This is a genomic window from Streptomyces sp. NPDC053750, from assembly GCF_044544295.1.
Classification (GTDB): domain Bacteria; phylum Actinomycetota; class Actinomycetes; order Streptomycetales; family Streptomycetaceae; genus Streptomyces.
Genome location: NZ_JBITXB010000004.1, coordinates 518936 through 536264, shown reverse-complemented (window position 1 = coordinate 536264; position 17329 = coordinate 518936). Strand labels below are relative to the sequence as shown.

The window sequence follows — 17329 nt, the reverse complement described above, 5'->3', positions numbered from 1 at the left end:
CGCTGCCCGCTCCCCGCTAGGGCCTGTCGACGATCCTGCGCGCCGCCTTCTTGATCGAGGCGCGCAGGCGGTCCGCGTCCGTGTCCCCGGGGCCGACCAGGATGCGTTTCATCTGGGGCACGACGACCGCCCAGTTGGCCATGGCGACCAGCAGGAAGAGGAGGTCGGGCGCCGGGACGGCGTCGGTGATCACACCGCGCGCCTGGCCGTCCCGGACGGCGGCGACCTTGCGGGCGTAGTGCTCCTGCCGTTCGGCCTCGTGCGGCAGCTCGTCGGTGCCGTACTCCATGCCCTCCCAGAAGAGGAGGCGCAGCAGCTCGGGGTGGGCGGCGTGGTAGTCCAGCAGGCGGTCGATCCAGCCCTCGATGTCGTCCGGGTCGACGGGGACGGAGATCGCGAGGTCGAGCATCTTCTTCTCGAGGACGTTGGCGAAGAGCTCGCCCTTGTTGCCGTAGTAGGCGTAGATCAACTGCTTGTTGGCCTTGGCCTCGGCCGCGATGCGGTCGATGCGGGCACCGGCGATGCCGTACCGGGAGAACTCGGCGACCGCCGCCTCGAAGATGCGGGCCTTGGTGGCCTCGGGGTCCCTTGCTGCCATGCGGACAGGGTAGCGGGGCGGGCGAAGTAACCAACTATTTGGTTGACAGGACTCGGGAATGCGGACGACACTCCGGGAGTTGCTTCCAACCAACCAGTTAGTTGTTAGTGTGCGCTCGAAGGAGTCGCTCCCCTCATGTCGTCATCACCGTCCACAGCCGCTCAGGCCCGGACCGAGACCGACCCCGCTCGACCCGACCCCGCACGACCTGGCCACCCCGCACGGCCCTCCCACAAGCCGCCCGCGGCCTCGTCCCGGCTCTTCCTCCCCCTGATCGCCCTCTGCACCGCCGTGACGGCCGCCAACATCTACCTCGCGGCGCCCCTGCTCCCCCTCATCGCCCACGACATGGGCTCCACCCCCTCGGCGGTGGCCTGGCTCGCCTCGGTCGCGCAGTTCGGGTACGCGGCCGGCCTGCTCTTCTTCGCCCCGCTCGGGGACAGCGTGAACCGGCGCCGCCTGGTCGCCGTCCTGGCGCTGGTCGCCGCCGCGGCCCTGGTCGCCGGTGCCGCGTCGGCCGGGACCGGTGCGCTCGCCGGGGCCGTCCTGGTCGCCTCGGCCGCGACCGTCGTACCGCAGCTGCTCGTCCCGCTCGTCGCCGAGCGCGCCCCCGCCGAACGCCGGGCCCGGCACGTCGCGGCCGTCATCGCGGGTCTGTTCACCGGTGTCGTGGCGGCCCGGGTGCTCGGCGGGCTGGTCGGGCAGGCCTTCGGCTGGCGCGTGGTGTTCGTGGGCGCGGCCGTATTGACCGCCGCGCTCGGTCTGGCCACCGCGTACATCCTGCCCGTGGAACGGCGACAGCGGCAGGGACCGCTGTTCGCGGGGCTCGCCGCGCTGCCCGGTGTGGTGCGCCGCTCGCCGGACCTGTGGCGCGCGTGCGTGCGACAGGCGGGGATGTACGGCGCCTGGAGCGCCCTGTGGACCTCGCTGGCGCTGCTCCTGGCGGGGGACGACGGGTACGGCATGACCACCGCCGCGGCCGGGCTGTTCGGCCTGTTCGGGCTCGCGGCGAGTGTCGTCGCGCCGCTCGCGGGCGGCCTGGTCGACCGGTTCGGCGCCGCCAAGGTCGTACGGTCCGCGTATCTGCTCGCCGCGGTGTCCGTGCCGCTGTTCTGGCTGGGCGGGCAGGTGATGGCGGCCCTGTGCGCGGCGGCGGTCCTGGTGCACGCGGCCCTGGTCGCCTCCCACGTCGCCAACCAGACCCTCGCCCTGACCACCACCTCCGCCCCGGCCACCGCCAACACGGCGTACGTGGTGTCCGGCTTCGCGGGCGGCGCGCTCGCCTCGGCCGTCGCGGGGCCCGCGTACGGCCACTGGGGCTGGGGCGGGGTGTGCGCGGTGGCAGGGGCGTGGCTCGTACTGGGGTGGTCGGCGACGGCCGTTCGGAAGTGGTGAACGCACGGACGCCGGGCGGGAGGCCACGGGCACTCCCCGCCCGGCGTGAGCGCGTCGGCGGTCAGAGCCGGGTGACGTCCAGCCCGCCGTCGGCGTACTGCCTGCGCAGCACCTTCTTGTCGAACTTGCCGACGCTCGTCTTCGGCACGGCCTCGATGATCGTCCACCGCTCCGGGAGCTGCCACTTGGCGATCTTGCCGTCCTCGGCGAGGAAGGTGCGCAGCGCGGTGAAGTCGACGCTCGCGCCCTCCTTGAGCACGACCGTGGCCAGCGGACGCTCGCCCCACTTGTCGTCGGGGACGGCGACGACGGCGGCCTCGGCGACGTCCGGGTGGGACATGAGCGCGTTCTCCAGATCGACGGAGGAGATCCACTCGCCGCCGGACTTGATGACGTCCTTGGCCCGGTCGGTGAGCGTGAGGAAGCCGTCGGGGGAGATCGTGCCGACGTCGCCCGTCTTCAGCCAGCCGTCCTCGCTGAACTTGTCGTCGGGACGCAGCGGCTCGGTGCCGGGGCCGTTGTAGTAGGCGCCGGCGATCCAGTTGCCGCGGACCTCCAGCTCGCCGGCGGACTCACCGTCCCAGGGCAGGCGCTCGCCACCGGGACCGGTGAGGCGGGCCTCGACGCCGGCCGGGAAACGGCCCTGGGTGAGGCGGTACGCGAACTCCTCGTCGGTGCCGACCGCGTGGGCCGGCGGCCGGGCGACCGTGCCGAGCGGCGAGGTCTCCGTCATGCCCCAGGCGTGGCAGACCCGCATGCCGAGCTTGTCGAAGGCCTCCATCAGGGAGGGCGGACACGCGGAGCCGCCGATGGTGACCTGGGTGAGGGACGCGACGTTCCGGGGCCTGGCGGTCAGCTCCGCGAGCAGGCCCTGCCAGATGGTGGGGACGGCGGCGGCGTGCGTCGGCCGTTCGCCCTCGATCATCGCGGCGAGCGGGGCCGGCTGCAGGAAGCGGTCCGGCATCAGCATGTTGACGCCGGTCATGAAGGTGGCGTGCGGCAGCCCCCAGGCGTTGACGTGGAACTGCGGGACCACGACCAGCGAGGTGTCCTGGTCGGTCAGGCCCATCGACTGCGCCATGTTGACCTGCATGGAGTGCAGGTAGATGGAACGGTGGCTGTAGACCACGCCCTTGGGGTCGCCGGTGGTGCCGGACGTGTAGCACATGGCGGCGGCGGCACGCTCGTCCAGCTCGGGCCACTCGTACGTGGCCGGCTTCCCGGCGATCAGGTCCTCGTACTCGTGCACCTGGACGGCCGCCCCGTCCAGCAGCGAGCGGTCGCCCGGGCCGCTGACGACGACGTGCTCGACCGTCTTCAGGTGCGGCAGCAGCGGGGCCAGCAGCGGCAGCAGTGAACCGTTGGCGATCACGACCCGGTCGGCCGCGTGGTTCACGATCCAGGCCAGCTGCTCGGGCGGAAGGCGAAGATTGAGGGTGTGGAGGATCGCGCCCATGGAGGGAATCGCGAAGTAGGCCTCGACGTGCTCGGCGTTGTTCCACATGAGGGTCGCCACGCGTTCGTCGTCGGCGACGGCGAGGTCCTCGCGCAGGGCGTGCGCCAGCTGGGCGGCGCGGGCGCCGATCTCGGCGAAGGAGCGGCGGTGCGGCTCGTCCTCACCGGTCCAGGTGGTCACCTGCGAGCTGCCGTGGATCGTCGACCCGTGGGTGAGGATCCTCGATATCAGCAGCGGTACGTCCTGCATCGTGCTCAGCACGGTGTCCTCCCGGGGCGACATTGCCTACGCGGCGGTAAGGGTTGCGCTGATTCTGCGCACATACCACGCGGTATGTCACTACTCCCGGGTGATCGATCAGCGTGCGGCACCCTGTGGGTTCGCTCACCGATGGCACCCAAAGGGCACTATTACCGGACAATCCCCAGCTCAGGGTCTTCGCGCAGCTTGCCGAGCGCCCGGGACACCGCCGACTTCACCGTGCCCACGGAAACTCCGAGCACTTCCGCCGTCTGGGCCTCGCTGAGGTCCTCGTAGTACCTGAGGACGACCATCGCCCGCTGCCGGGCGGGCAGCTTCATGATCGCCCGCCACATCGCGTCGTGCAGGGCCTGCCGCTCCGCCGGGTCGTCCCCGCCGCCCACGGGCTCCGGCTCGGGCAGCTCGTCGCAGGCGAACTCGTCGACCTTGCGCTTGCGCCACTGCGAGGTCCGGGTGTTCAGCAGCGCCCGGCGCACATAGCCGTCCAGGGCACGGTGGTCCTCGATGCGCTCCCAGGCCACGTACGTCTTGGTGAGCGCGGTCTGCAGCAGGTCCTCCGCGTCGCTCGGGTTCGCGGTCAGCGACCGGGCGGCACGCAGCAGCACCGGCTGACGGGCCTTCACGTACGACGAGAACGACGGGTACGGGAAGGTCTGCGTCCTTGCTGTGGCCAGGGCGGTGACCATGGCCGGGGTCTTGCCCGGGGCGTTGGCCGTGGCGGCGTTCGACGCGCTGGTGCAGACGGGTGTGGTCATGGCTCAACGCTATGAGCGAGGGGGTGCCCGGCGGATCGGCCGCAGGTCCCGAAGCAGAGTCCGCCTCAGGTTGTAGGGAGGGTGCCTGCCCCACCTCCTGTGGGTGGACGAGGGGAGGAGAGGCACTGCGGGTCCCCTGCGGGTTCCCCCTGAGGACTCCCCCCGAGGGCTTCCCCTCGGGTACGGCCCTCTCGGGACGCGAGTACAGCCCTCTCGGGACGCGCGGGCACGAAAACGCCTGGGCGGCGGTACCGAAGCACCGCCGCCCAGACGCCTTGCGACCCCATGAAGCACACCCGCCGAAGAGTGAGGGACCGGTGCCGGAGCGCACCCGCACCGGCCCCTCAGCTCACCACCACAGCGGGGAGAAGCTGACGGCCACGTTGTCGTTGCCCTGGTTGACGGCCGTGAACGGGGAACCGTCGACCTGCGCGGTGTTGTTCTGGTTCGAGGCGCCGGCGCCGATCGCCTGCTGCTGCGTGGTGGACGAGTTGCCGTTGTTGTCGTCGCCGACGCCGCTGCCGAGGCTGCCCTGGGAGGCCTCGGCGGCCGTCGCGCTCGATCCGTCGTCCGCGAAGGCGCCGTTGTCCGCCGCCGCGACGCCGCCGAAGAGTGCGGCGGCGAGCGGAAGGGCGGCGACGGCGGCGATGACACGGGCGGTACGGATGCTTGCCATGTGTTCCTCCAGAACATGTGAAGCTGCGTGAGCTGCGTGAAGCTGTGTGAACCAGGGTGTGCGCCAAGGCAGTTGGCCCGCCGCCTCGACGCTGTGGACGACGTCGCGTGATCAGAGTTGCCCACCGAATCCCCGGCGAACCACCCCGGAAGCCCCGATTCGCCCTCAAGCGTGAGGACAAGTCGATAAACCCCTTTGCTTCACTTCCGACCCACCTCAGGGCAGTAGGGGCACTCACACCTCAAGCGCCACAAGAGGTGAAGCGTTCCGCCACTTTCCCGGCCCCACTCACCACCCCGGCGCGTCGCGCACCCCCACCCTTCCTTTTCTCGAACGTACGTACGAAAATAAAGTCATGGCCACCACCGACCGGCAGGCCACGACGCTGGCCCTCGCCCACGCCCTGTCCGCCGCCGAACGCGGACTGGCCGTCCTCCCTCTGACCCGGACGAAGCTCCCGGCCCTGCGCTCCCCCCACCGCGACGACCCGTCACCGGCCCCCTGCCACGGCGAGTGCGGCCGCTTCGGCCACGGGGTCCACGACGCCTCCACCGACCCGGCCCGCATCCGCGCCCTCTTCGCCGCCGCCCCCTGGGCCACGGGCTACGGCATCGCCTGCGGCCTGCCCCCGCACCACCTCATCGGCGTGGACCTGGACACCAAGTCGGCGACGGACTCCTCGGCCGCCCTGCGCGAACTGGCCCTGCGCCATCTGTTCACGATCCCGCCCACGGTCGTCGTCCTGACCCCCAGCGGAGGCCGCCACCTCTGGCTCAGCGGCCCACCCGACGCGGTCGTCCCCAACTCGGCCGGCCGCCTCGCCCCCGGCATCGACATCCGCGGCGCCGGCGGCTACCTGGTCGGCCCCGGCTCCCGCACCCGCCACGGCACCTACACCACCGCCCCCGGCACCTCCCACCTGGCACCCGCGCCCTGCCCTCCCGCACTCCTGCGCCTCCTGCTCCCACCGCCCCGCGCCCACCCGACCGCCACCACCGCCGACCCCCACGGCCGGGCCCTCGTCCAGTTCGTCCTCGCCGCCCACGAGGGCCAGCGCAACACCCGCCTCTTCTGGGCGGCCTGCCGCGCCTACGAGAACGGCATCGGCACGGCCCTCACGGACGCCCTGATGGACGCGGCCCGCCACACGGGCCTCACCGAACGCGAGGCCCGCGCAACGATCGCGTCCGCGGCTCGCATGACAGGCCACCGCCCGTGACCGGGCCGCCGGGCCCGCATGTCCCCGCCCGCTCACGCGAGCCACACCCCGGTCACCGCCCTGCCGCGGCCCCACCTCGGCGTCTCACGGACTCGATCACGGCGGCAAGCACGGCGGTCGCCACGAAGCTCCCGACCATCACCATCCCGACACCGATCACGAACAGACCGCTGGCGTCGTCCGACCAGTCGTAGAAGGCGGCGCCTGTCAGCCCGACCGTGACACCGAGCACAGGGCCCACGGCATGGCGCCGGACCACCGCCCAGCACACCGGCACCAGCAGAGTCAGCACGAGCCCCACCACCTGCCACGCCTCGTACGGCCCGGTCGTCGAGCCGTCCGGCCGCACGTCCCGCCGCTGGTCCCACCCCAGCCACGCGGCCCACAGCGCCGACGCCAGTCCGGCCGCCACGAGGGCCGACACCAACTGATGGGACACCTTCGCCTGTCGTTGTTCCATGCCCCAACCGTTCCGTCCCCCCGACCGGCCGACCAGAGCACCCGTACTCATCCCCACCCGAGTACCTTGTCCGCGCCCCTCCACCACGGCACAACGCAACGGCCCCCGACCGGATACTCCGGTCAGGGGCCGTCAATCTCTGCGGTGGGTGTGGGATTTGAACCCACGGTGACTTGCGCCACGACGGTTTTCAAGACCGTTCCCTTAGGCCGCTCGGGCAACCCACCCCGCGCCGCACGTGATCGGCGGCGCGATGACCAGGGTAGCGGGTCCCGGCGGGGGTGCGCCGGTCAGTCGTCGCCGGTCTTGGAGCCCAGGGTGAGCTCGGTCGTCCCGGTCTTGCCGCCGCGCTCGTAGGTGACCGTGACCTTGTCACCGGGCTTGTGGGTCCAGATCTCGCCGATCAGGGTGGGGCCGCTGTCGATCACGCGGTCGTCGAGCTTGGTGATGACATCGCCGGCCTTGAGCCCCGCATCGGCCGCGGGGCCGCCCGCCTCGACGGGCTCGGAGCCGCCGACGCCCTGCTCGGTGATCTTGGCGCCGTTCGTGGTCTCCTCCAGGGAGACGGAGGCGCCGATCTTCGCGTACACCGGCTTGCCGGTCCTGATCAGCTCCTGGGCGACGAACTTGGCCTGGTTGATCGGGATGGCGAAGCCCAGGCCGATCGAGCCCGCCTGGCCGGCGCCGCCGCCGAAGCCGCCGTTGCTCGTGGACTGGATCGCGGAGTTGATCCCGATGACGTTGCCCTGGGCGTCCAGCAGCGGGCCGCCGGAGTTGCCCGGGTTGATCGAGGCGTCGGTCTGCAGCGCGCTCATGTAGGACGCCTTGCTGCTCGCGCTGCCGTCGCTCGAGGCCACGGGGCGGTTCTTGGCGCTGATGATGCCCGTGGTGACCGTGTTGGACAGGCCGAAGGGGGCGCCGATGGCGATCGTGGAATCGCCGACCGCCACCTTGTCGGAGTCGCCGAGGGGCAGCGGGTTCAGGTCCGAGGGGGCGTTCTCGAGTTTGATGACCGCGACGTCGTAGCCCTGGGCGTGGCCCACCACCTCCGCGTCGTACTTCTTGCCGTCGGGGAAGGTCGCGCTGAGCTTGCCGCCGTCGACCGCCTCCGCCACCACGTGGTTGTTGGTGACGATGTGGCCTTCCTTGTCGAAGACGAAGCCGGTGCCGGTGCCGCCCTCGCCGTTGCTGCCCTCGGCCTGGATGGTGACCGTGCTGGGCAGCGCCTTGGCGGAGACGCCGGCGACCGTGCCCACGTCGCGCTTGACGGAGCCGCCGGTGTCCGAGGCGGAGACCGTCGTGGAGCCGGTCTCGTCGTTGTTCTTGGCCAAGGTGTAGCCGAGGCCGCCGCCCAGTCCGCCGGCGACCAGCGCGGCGATCAGCAGCGCGGCGACCAGGCCGCCGCGGCCGCGGCCCGCCTTCGGCGCGGGCGGCTGGTACGAGGAGCCCCAGCCGCCGCCGGAACCGTCCCCGCCTCCGCCGTACGCGCCGGTGGCCGGCGGCGGGGGCGGCGGCCAGGAGGCGTCGGGGGCGGACCCTCCGTACGGGGTGTGGGGGGTCGGCTGGGGCGTGTGGGCAGGTGGCCGGAAACCGTCGTGCGCCTCCGGACCCGTGGGCGCTGCGGACGGCGACGGGGCGGCGGGTGCGGGGGACGGCGGCTGGTCCGGGTGCGGGTGCGGAGTGGCCGATTCGGCGGAGGGTGCGGGAGATTCCACCGGCACGGGAGGTGCGGACGGGGCCGGGGGTACCGCGGTGCCCTCGTTCTCGGTGCTCACGTCTTCTCTCCTCGTTCCACGGCGGGGTCTCGTCGTTCCACGGCTGCTTCTCGTCGTTCCACGGCTGGTGCTCGGTCACTCTGGTCGCGCTCAGCCACGCTCACGCGCGCGCTGCTCCACGGTCCGGCGCGAGGCAGTTGTGCAGGGTTTTCGTATGCCATCAGCTTTTCCCACGGGCCGTCAGAGCACCATAAGCGGTTGCTGTGGGTCCACGACCAGCCTTTACATGGGTCATCCAAGACTAAACGGGCGTGCCTGCCGACGGCTTCCGCCGACTCCGGTGGCACGTCTACCCGCACGCGGTGGCACCATGACGCGGTGACCCACGCACGACAGCACCGGATCCAGGTCGTCGCCCACCGCGGAGCCTCCGAAGAGGCCCCCGAGCACACCCTGGCCGCATACCGGAAGGCGATCGAGGACGGGGCGGACGCCCTGGAGTGCGATGTGCGCCTGACCGCCGACGGCCACCTGGTCTGCGTGCACGACTGGCGCGTCAACCGTACGTCGAACGGTCGCGGCGCGGTCTCGGCGCTGGAGCTCGCCGATCTGGCCGCGCTGGACTTCGGCGCCCGCCGGACCCGGGAGTTCTGGCGGACACGCGACGAGCAGCCCGACTGGGAGCACCGGCCGGAGGACCGGGAGGAGACCTCCGTCCTGACCCTGGAGCGACTGCTCCAGCTGGTGTCCGACGCGGGGCGGCGGGTGGAGCTGGCCATCGAGACCAAGCACCCCACGCGCTGGGCGGGGCAGGTGGAGGAGCGGCTGCTGCTGCTCCTGAAGCGGTTCGGACTCGACGCCCCGGCCTCGGCCGCCGAGTCCCCGGTGCGGGTGATGAGTTTCTCGGCCCGCTCGCTGCACCGGGTGCGGGCCGCCTCGCCGACCCTTCCGACGGTCTATCTGATGCAGTTCGTCTCGCCCCGGCTGCGGGACGGGCGGCTGCCCGCGGGTGTCCGGATCGCGGGCCCCTCGATCCGGATCGTGCGCAACCACCCCGCCTACATCGAGCGCCTGAAGCGGGCCGGTCACCAGGTGCACGTGTGGACGGTGAACGAGATGAACGACGTGGATCTCTGTGTCGACCTCGGTGTCGACGCCGTCATCACCAACCGGCCGCGCGCGGTGCTGGCCCACCTCGGCCGCTGATTCGTCCGCACACCTTGACCCCACGCCCCCTCTGCCTCATATTCCGGTCCGGGCCACATCGGTATCGGCCACACCGGCGAAATCCAGCCACATGGTTACGGGGAGTGCTCCGGCGCGTTCGGTGCGTGTTCGACCGTGTCGAATGCGTCACTGGACGGGGACCGGCCGGTTTCCGGTTCAGGCCAGGAGGGCATCCACACCGTGGCGTGGGGCGAAGGAGGTCTCGGGGGTGGCGTTGGTGGTGGCACAGGAGGTGCCCACGTCGTCGAGCATGGCCGTTCCCCATGGCCCTGCGGGCGTGGGGAAAGCAAGGCACCGGATGCGGGAGCAGTTGCGCAGAGGCGGTGTGGCGGAATCGGTCATCGACGACGCCGTACTGGTCCTTTCCGAACTCCTGAGCAACGCGTGCAAGCACGGCCGTCCGCTGGGCGACGCCCTGGCCGGTGACGGCGATGTCCGCGCCGCGTGGGAGGTGGACGCGGGCGGCCGGCTGGTCGTGGAGGTCACGGACGGTGGCGGCCCGACCCGCCCGGCCCCGGCGACCCCCTCGGTCACCGCGCACGGCGGCCGCGGGCTGAACATCATCACCGCGCTCGCCGACGACTGGGGCGTACGGGACGACGCGTGCGGAGAGGTCACGGTCTGGGTCGTCGTCCACGACGACGTGCACGACCCGGACGCGGGGCACCGTCGCGACGACTTCGCCACCCGGATCGCCGCACCGGCGGTCTCGGAGATCCCGGGCCTGGACTTCGCGGACGCGCTCGACGACGTCGGCTGAGAGCGGCGCTCCTCGCACGGGGAAGCGGAGAGAGGAAGCCGGAAGAGTTGTCCGCGGACGGCCCGTACGGGCTGTCGGCCGACGGCCCGTACGAGCAAGCTGCGCGGGCAGCCCGCACGAGTCGCCGACTGACGGCCCGTACGAGGTGTCCGCGAACGGGCCCGTACAAGTTGTCCCCCGGCAGCCCGTACGAATTGTCCGCCGGCGGCCCGTACGAGTTGCCCACCGGCGGCCCGCCGTCCACAGAGTCCCGTCGGCAGACGTGTGAACGGCTAGGCTCGCGCCGTACGAAATGAGCCGCAACCGGGAGACACCCACGATGGCCAAGAAGCGACCTCAGACGAAGGCCAAGCGGCCGCAGCTCACCGACGGGGCCCGCGCCGCAGGCGCTGACGTTCCGGTCGTCGGCGCCCGCGAGCCCTGCCCCTGCGGCAGCGGTCGCCGGTACAAGGCCTGCCACGGCAGGGCCGCCGCGCAGGCCACCACCGCGCTGGTGCAGCGTCCGTTCGAGGGGCTGCCCGGCGAGTGCGACTGGGTGGCGCTGCGCGAGCTGGTTCCGGCGGCCACGGTGGAGCTGACGCTGAAGGACGGCCTGCCCGAGGGGGTCCCCTCGGTCACGCTGGCCACGGTGCTGCCGATGGCCTGGCCCGCCCTGCGCCGCGACGACGGCTCGGTCCTCCTCGGCCTGCAGAACGACACGGCGTCGGGCGACATCAGCCGCGACCTCGCCGACACGCTCCAGCGGGCCCTCACCGCCGATCCGGGCACCCCGGTGCAGGGGCGTCGCGCGCCGGCCGGCGGGCCGCGGCTGCAGGACCTGCTCGACCCCGAGGGGGCGTTCGAGCCGGAGGTCCACGCAGGCTTCGAGTTCTGGGTCCCGGACCCGGAGAACGCCACGCCGGAGGTGACCGCCTCCCTGGAACGGGCCAACGCCGCGGCCATCCCGACCGTCCGGCTCCAGGGCGTGGACTCCGCCTACTGGTGCGAGACGCCGGACAAGAACCACCTGCGCTGGGTCATGCCGCACGAGGAGGAGCGTCTTCTGGACGCTCTCGCCCGGCTGCACGCGGCCGGCCGGTCGAGCCTCGGCGAGGGAACCCGCCTCGTCGGCTCCTTCCGCGCCCACGGACTCACCGTCCCGGTGTGGGACCTGCCGAGCGAGGTCACCGCTCAGGACGTCGAGAAGCCGGCGGCCGAGTTCGCGGAGCGCCTCGCCGAGGCCCTGGCCTCGGACGCTCCGCTCACCCCGGACGAGCGCCGGGCGCGCGGCGGCCTGACCAACCGACAGGTCACGCTCAGCTGACGCACAGCTCCGGTGTCCGGCCCGGCTGACCGACCGGTCAGCCGGAGCTCCGGTCGAGAAGCGGGTGACTCCGATCACAACTCCCCTTGGGAACGGGTCAGTCGATGACCGGAAAACAGGAGATCGAATTTGCTAACCGCCGATCTCTTGTTACCGTTCGAGTAGCCCGGTTGCTGGTGCATCCCCCGTCGCCAGCAACCGGGTCTTTCCGTGCGCCCGGCCGCACACGTACCGCAGCCGCCCGTCAACTCCTTGTTTCCACAGTCGAGTTGCTCTCGGTGCCGCCACGGTTTCGGCCCCTGAGCCCGCCACTCCCGTCACCCTCGGCGCTCCCGTAGCCGCCGTCGCTCCGGCCGGCTCTCCCGCTCCCGGTTCGCAGCAGCAGCGGCCCGCTCCCGGCCTGTCCCGCGAACTCCGCGACCGCGGTGTACGCCAGCGGTTCGCCCCGGGTCCGCTCCCGGGGTGTCTCGCAGGTGTCCGGTGCGTCCTCGGCACTCACCGCGCAGCGCATCCGCACGCTGCGCCCGTCGGGCCCCGTAAGGCTCAGCACGGCTTCCAGGGGGTGGCCGGTCGCGTTGCGGTAGGAGGTCCGCGCCCAGCTCTCCGTGCCCTGGGTCAGGACGCAGGTCTGCGCCTCGATGCCCTGGGGCGAGCTGAGTTCGGGACCGCAGCGCACGGCGGTGGCCGGGCCGACGGGCAGCGGGGAACGGACGGGCGTGACTGCGGCCGGGGCGCGGCGGGCACCCTCGGGCACCTTGGCGTCACCGTCCCCGGGGAGGAGGTGCACCGCCTCGGGGCCCCGCCCCCCGGCTCCCGGGAGCCCGGCGGACGCCACGGCGAACGGCAGCGCGACCGCGCACACCACGATGCCGGCGAGCCCGTACGGACGGGCCCGTCGGCGAGCCGGCGTGCCGCGGCGCGGCTCCGCGCGGCGCGGCCTCGTGGCAGGGCGCTTTCCAGCGTGAAGCGGCATGGGGCGGACGATAACGATCCCGGGCGCCCTCGCCCTTTCGCGTGCGCCGGACACTCCTACAACTCGGGCGCGCTCACACCCGTACGAGTGAGGGCGTCGACCACCGCGTCCACCACGGCCTCCACGTCGGGCACCCAGGGCGCGGCCGAGCCGGGCAGTGGGGCCCGCTCCCAGCGGACGGCACCCCGGCCGGTCTCGGACGGGGGCAGCGCGAGGTAGCCGCCCTCGCCGTGGAAGCGCAGGGAGCCGGGGACGAAGTCCTTGGCGTAGAGCAGCTCCCCCAGCTGCTCCATGGAGTACGGCTTGACCAGCAGCGACCAGCGGGTGGGCGAGGCGACGACGGGGCCGAGCCGCAGACCGGCGCGGTCGAGCGCGGTCAGGGCGCGGGCGGCCGGCAGGGCGGGCAGGGAGACGGCGCACGGGGCGCCGCCCCCGGTGGCGAGGACGATCGGCGCGGTGGGCCGGTTGGTCCACCACCAGCGCACCATGCGCGCGTCGGTGGTGGCCGCGAGGAGGCCGGGGTCGAAGGGATGCGCGCCGGGCACCGTGCACTCCGGATCGGGGCAGCCGCAGCGCGACCGCGCCTGCGGATCCGCCGCCACGCCCGGGAGTACGGGCCACTGCCATCGCGTCGCGTAGGTCAGGGCCGCGCCGATCAGCTCAGGCCGCCCGTCGTCGTGCTGGGACAAGAGCCTGCGTCGCCTTCCGAGGATCTCGCGCATGAGCGCTCGTTCCTTTCCGTTGCACGCCTGGCAACACCGGGGTCACATCACACCATGTGTCGATCTCTTCGCTGCGCGTAGCTGGTGGCGCATCACATCCCTGCCGAGGGACGTCCCTGCCGTGGGACACCCTTCAAGGGCAAGGAAACCCCTGCGGGTCGAGCACTGACTGCGTCCGCGGCGGTTCCGTCCACACTGCGTCTGTCAAACACACTGCGTCTGTCACAGCATGGGCGTGGCGCGGGGGTGGCGAAGTCTGGCGTTTGCCGTCGCGCGTATTTCTCTCCGCCTCCGCCACGGGAGGATGGGGCACGGTCGTCGGTGGATAGGACGCCCGGGTCCGTCGCCAGGTTCCGAGCGGCCCCCAACCGCCCCTGGCCTTCACCGAGTACGTACCCATCACGACCGCTGTGACGCTCCGTAAAGCACCCCCAGTCGACCGCAACAAGGCGTCCTGTGGGGCAGTTTCAAGCCAACTTCGCTTTTTCGCAAGAGGTCGGGAAGGAGGGCACTCAGACCTCACGGACACCAGGAATCCCAGCAGGACAATGCTGGACATCCCCTTACGAGTGCGTGTACATGTGGAGACACTGCCGGCGGTGCAGAATGACATGGGGGTTTGCGATGCTTTTGAGCAGTAAGCACCGGTCGGAAAGCCGGACGCCATGAATGCCCCGCACCCTGCGAAAGTGGCCGGAATCGATTCAACGGTTCCGTCCCCCGCACACACTGTCGCGTCCGCGCCCCCGGGCGCCTCCCCGGCCACACCACCGAACGCCACGGACGCCCCTCCCGCACCCGACGCCCCCGGTGTCCTGCTCCAGGACCGGCTCGCCGGCTGGGTCTCGGACCTCACGACCCTGCACGAACTGACCGAGCGCCTGGTTCGTACGGACTCCCTGTCCGAAGGACTCCAGGAACTCCTGCGCGCCGGAGCCGCCCTGGTGGGCGCCCGGCGCGGTCTCGTCGTACTGGAACCGGCCGACGGACTCGGCCCGGAGTCCACCGTCGGCCTCGGGCTGGCCCGCGCCGACCTCGGCCACATGGAGACCGTCCCCCGCAGCTCCCTGTCGTACGGGCGCATTCTGGACGGGCTGCCGGTCGGCGACGGCGGGATCGCCGAACCCGACCTGCTCGCCGAGAAGGGTCTCGACCCCCGCCACCGCGAGGTCGCCGCCCGCCTCGGCTACGCCGCCAGTTACACGCTGCCACTGTCCGCCGAGGGCACCGACCGTCTGGGAGCCGCCGTATGGCTCTACGACGAGCCCGCCGAACCGGGTGAACGCCAGCGCCACCTCGCCGGTCTGTACCTGCGGTACGCCGCCGCGCACCTGGCCCGGCTCGTGGAATTCGAGCGCACGCGCGCGTGCATGGCGACGATGGTCGAGGAACTACTGCCCTCCCGCCTGCCGCGGGTGCCCGGCGTTCAGCTCGCGGCCCGGCACCGGACCGGTCCGCGCGGCGGCGGCGACTGGTACGACGCGCTGCCGCTGCCGGACGCCGCACTCGGTCTCGCCGTCGGCTCCGTCACCGGGTCCGGGCCCAGCGCGGTCGCCGCGATGGGACGACTGCGCGCGTCCCTGCGGGCGTACGCCGTGATGGAGGGCGAGGACCCGGTCGCCGTCCTGTCCGACCTGGAGCTGCTGCTGCGGCTCACCGAGCCCGCCCGCTCGGCCACCGCCCTGTTCGGCTACTGCGAGCCCGCGCTGCGCCGGATCACACTGGCCGGTGCCGGGCACAGCCCACCGCTGCTGATCGGGGAGCGCCGCACGGAGTTCGTCGAGACCTCCGTCTCCGCACCGCTCGGGATGCTCGCCTGCTGGGAGGCACCGAGCGTGGAACTCCAGGCCGAGCCCGGAGAGACGGTTCTGCTGTACACCGACGGGCTGCTGCAGCGCACCGGCGACCCGGCCGACCGTGCGTTCGCCCGCCTGCACGCGGCGGCAGCCGGAGTGCCCCGGGCGCTGCGCCACGACCCGGGGGCCGTCGCGGAGCACGTCCTGCGCACGGTGCTGCCGGACGGAAAGGCGGAGGAGGACTCCGAGGACGACGTGGTGCTGCTGGCCGTCCGGTTCGAATAACGGACAGTGACACGCAGGGATTTCCGCATAACGGACGGTAGCGCCTGCGTGTAAGAGGTCCTACGCCCCAGTGCCCCCTTCCGTACGCCCGTACGATGGGGGATGGTCCAGTGCCGTATCTAGGAGGATGACCGTGGCGGAGGAGCTCAACCCGGAGAACCCGGCCGTGTCCGACCCTGCTGTTGACGCAGCGGGCCCGGAGGAGACCGAAGAGCCGGTCGAGCAGCGCAAGAACGGCCTGTACCCGGGCGTGTCCGACGAGCTGGCCGCGAACATGAAGTCGGGCTGGGCCGACACGGAGCTGCGCGACCTGGAGCCGATCGCCCAGGCCGCCGAGACCGCCGCCCGCCGCGCCGCACTCTCCGCCCGCTTCCCCGGCGAGCGCCTGGTGGTCCCCGCGGGCAACCTGAAGACCCGCTCCAACGACACGGAGTACGCCTTCCGCGCGTCGGTCGAGTACGCGTACCTCACCGGCAACCAGACCGAGGACGGCGTCCTGGTCCTTGAGCCCAAGGGCGACGGTCACGAGGCCACCATCTACCTCCTGCCCCGTTCCGACCGCGAGAACGGCGAGTTCTGGCTCGACGGCCAGGGCGAGCTGTGGGTCGGCCGCCGCCACTCCCTCACCGAGGCCGAGAAGCGGTACGGCATCCCCGCCTCCGACGTGCGCAAGCTGCCCGACGCGCTGCGTGAGGCCACCGGCCCGGTGCGCGTCGTGCGCGGGCACGACGCCGGCATCGAGGCGGCCCTGACCGACAAGGTCACCGCCGAGCGCGACGAGGAGCTGCGCGTCTTCCTGTCCGAGGCCCGCCTGGTCAAGGACGACTTCGAGATCGGCGAGCTGCAGAAGGCCGTCGACTCCACCGTGCGCGGCTTCGAGGACGTCGTGAAGGTCCTGGACAAGGCCGAGGCGACCAGCGAGCGCTACATCGAGGGCACGTTCTTCCTCCGCGCCCGCGTGGAGGGCAACGACGTCGGCTACGGCTCCATCTGCGCCGCCGGCCCGCACGCCTGCACCCTGCACTGGGTGCGCAACGACGGCCCGGTCCGCTCCGGCGACCTGCTGCTGCTCGACGCGGGCGTGGAGACGCACACGTACTACACGGCGGACGTCACGCGCACGCTGCCGATCAACGGCACGTACACCGAGCTGCAGAAGAAGATCTACGACGCCGTGTACGACGCCCAGGAGGCCGGCATCGCGGCCGTGAAGCCGGGCGCCAAGTACCGCGGCTTCCACGACGCGGCGCAGCGCGTGCTGGCCGAGCGGCTCGTCGAGTGGGGTCTGGTCGAGGGCCCGGTCGAGCGCGTGCTGGAGCTGGGGCTGCAGCGCCGCTGGACGCTGCACGGCACCGGGCACATGCTCGGCATGGACGTCCACGACTGCGCCGCCGCGCGCGTGGAGACGTACGTGGACGGCACGCTGGAGCCCGGCATGGTGCTCACCGTCGAGCCGGGCCTGTACTTCCAGGCCGACGACCTGACCGTGCCCGAGGAGTACCGGGGCATCGGCGTCCGCATCGAGGACGACATCCTGGTCACCGAGGACGGGAACCGGAACCTGTCGGCCGGGCTGCCGCGCCGCTCGGACGAGGTCGAGGAGTGGATGGCCGCGCTGAGGGGCTGACCTCCCGGCGGAGGGACGACCTTCGCACGACGGCCGGGTACCCGAGCGGGTGCCCGGCCGTCGGCGTGTCCTGCCGTGGTGCGCCGAGTTCTGCGTGTCCT

General features: G+C 72.1%; 15 protein-coding genes and 1 tRNA gene. 7 read left to right on the top strand and 9 right to left on the bottom strand.

Annotated elements, in window-relative coordinates:
* Window positions 1–16 precede the first annotated feature (16 nt).
* On the bottom strand, window positions 17–598 hold the full coding sequence (locus ACIGO6_RS15185) for a TetR family transcriptional regulator (RefSeq protein ID WP_399875675.1): 582 nt from the start codon (window positions 596–598) through the stop codon (window positions 17–19).
* Between the two features lie 135 nt (window positions 599–733).
* On the opposite strand from ACIGO6_RS15185, the gene ACIGO6_RS15180 reads away from it, so the two are divergent.
* Complete coding sequence (locus tag ACIGO6_RS15180; RefSeq protein ID WP_399875674.1) at window positions 734–1993, top strand: MFS transporter; 1260 nt, start codon at window positions 734–736, stop codon at window positions 1991–1993.
* A gap of 61 nt (window positions 1994–2054) precedes the next feature.
* Here the strand turns inward: ACIGO6_RS15180 and ACIGO6_RS15175 are convergent, their stop codons facing one another.
* From ACIGO6_RS15175 to ACIGO6_RS15165, 3 genes are all read right to left on the bottom strand, one after another.
* Complete coding sequence (locus ACIGO6_RS15175; RefSeq protein ID WP_399875672.1) at window positions 2055–3731, bottom strand: long-chain fatty acid--CoA ligase; 1677 nt, start codon at window positions 3729–3731, stop codon at window positions 2055–2057.
* A gap of 128 nt (window positions 3732–3859) precedes the next feature.
* The gene (locus ACIGO6_RS15170; RefSeq protein ID WP_399875670.1) at window positions 3860–4465 is read right to left on the bottom strand and encodes a SigE family RNA polymerase sigma factor; all 606 of its coding nucleotides are present in this window, start codon (window positions 4463–4465) and stop codon (window positions 3860–3862) included.
* 349 nt (window positions 4466–4814) lie between these two features.
* Entirely contained in the window at window positions 4815–5141 is a 327-nt protein-coding gene (locus ACIGO6_RS15165) for a hypothetical protein (protein ID WP_399875668.1), read from the bottom strand.
* Between the two features lie 355 nt (window positions 5142–5496).
* Here ACIGO6_RS15165 and ACIGO6_RS15160 point away from each other — a divergent pair, with 355 nt between their 5' ends.
* Window positions 5497–6360 carry a bifunctional DNA primase/polymerase gene (locus ACIGO6_RS15160; protein WP_399875666.1) on the top strand — a complete coding sequence of 288 codons (864 nt, stop codon included), beginning with the start codon at window positions 5497–5499 and terminating at the stop codon, window positions 6358–6360.
* Window positions 6361–6412: 52 nt separating this feature from the next.
* Here ACIGO6_RS15160 and ACIGO6_RS15155 read toward each other — a convergent pair whose 3' ends face one another.
* From ACIGO6_RS15155 to ACIGO6_RS15145, 3 genes are all read right to left on the bottom strand, one after another.
* Window positions 6413–6820, bottom strand: a complete 408-nt coding sequence (locus ACIGO6_RS15155) for a hypothetical protein (protein WP_399875664.1) — start codon at window positions 6818–6820, stop codon at window positions 6413–6415.
* 142 nt (window positions 6821–6962) lie between these two features.
* Window positions 6963–7047: transfer RNA gene (locus tag ACIGO6_RS15150), tRNA-Ser, on the bottom strand.
* A gap of 63 nt (window positions 7048–7110) precedes the next feature.
* Window positions 7111–8595: a S1C family serine protease gene (locus tag ACIGO6_RS15145; protein WP_399875662.1), complete on the bottom strand. Its 1485-nt coding sequence runs from the start codon at window positions 8593–8595 to the stop codon at window positions 7111–7113.
* A gap of 318 nt (window positions 8596–8913) precedes the next feature.
* On the opposite strand from ACIGO6_RS15145, the gene ACIGO6_RS15140 reads away from it, so the two are divergent.
* The 3 genes from ACIGO6_RS15140 to ACIGO6_RS15130 all read left to right on the top strand — a co-directional run bounded on the left by ACIGO6_RS15140 (window position 8914) and on the right by ACIGO6_RS15130 (window position 11825).
* Window positions 8914–9741, top strand: coding sequence for a glycerophosphodiester phosphodiesterase (locus tag ACIGO6_RS15140; protein ID WP_399875660.1), 828 nt, complete (start codon window positions 8914–8916; stop codon window positions 9739–9741).
* Window positions 9742–9970: 229 nt separating this feature from the next.
* Entirely contained in the window at window positions 9971–10522 is a 552-nt protein-coding gene (locus ACIGO6_RS15135; RefSeq protein WP_399875658.1) for an ATP-binding protein, read from the top strand.
* A 319-nt stretch (window positions 10523–10841) separates the two neighbouring features.
* A complete protein-coding gene (locus tag ACIGO6_RS15130; protein ID WP_399875868.1) occupies window positions 10842–11825 on the top strand; it encodes a DUF5926 family protein in 984 nt (327 codons plus the stop codon).
* 244 nt (window positions 11826–12069) lie between these two features.
* On the opposite strand, the gene ACIGO6_RS15125 is transcribed toward ACIGO6_RS15130, so the two are convergent.
* Window positions 12070–12798: a hypothetical protein gene (locus ACIGO6_RS15125; RefSeq protein WP_399875657.1), complete on the bottom strand. Its 729-nt coding sequence runs from the start codon at window positions 12796–12798 to the stop codon at window positions 12070–12072.
* Window positions 12799–12854: 56 nt separating this feature from the next.
* Window positions 12855–13520: a bifunctional DNA primase/polymerase gene (locus ACIGO6_RS15120; protein WP_399875655.1), complete on the bottom strand. Its 666-nt coding sequence runs from the start codon at window positions 13518–13520 to the stop codon at window positions 12855–12857.
* A 665-nt stretch (window positions 13521–14185) separates the two neighbouring features.
* On the opposite strand from ACIGO6_RS15120, the gene ACIGO6_RS15115 reads away from it, so the two are divergent.
* Window positions 14186–15601, top strand: coding sequence for a PP2C family protein-serine/threonine phosphatase (locus tag ACIGO6_RS15115; RefSeq protein ID WP_399875654.1), 1416 nt, complete (start codon window positions 14186–14188; stop codon window positions 15599–15601).
* Window positions 15602–15734: 133 nt separating this feature from the next.
* Window positions 15735–17228 carry an aminopeptidase P family protein gene (locus tag ACIGO6_RS15110; protein WP_399875652.1) on the top strand — a complete coding sequence of 498 codons (1494 nt, stop codon included), beginning with the start codon at window positions 15735–15737 and terminating at the stop codon, window positions 17226–17228.
* Window positions 17229–17329 lie beyond the last annotated feature (101 nt).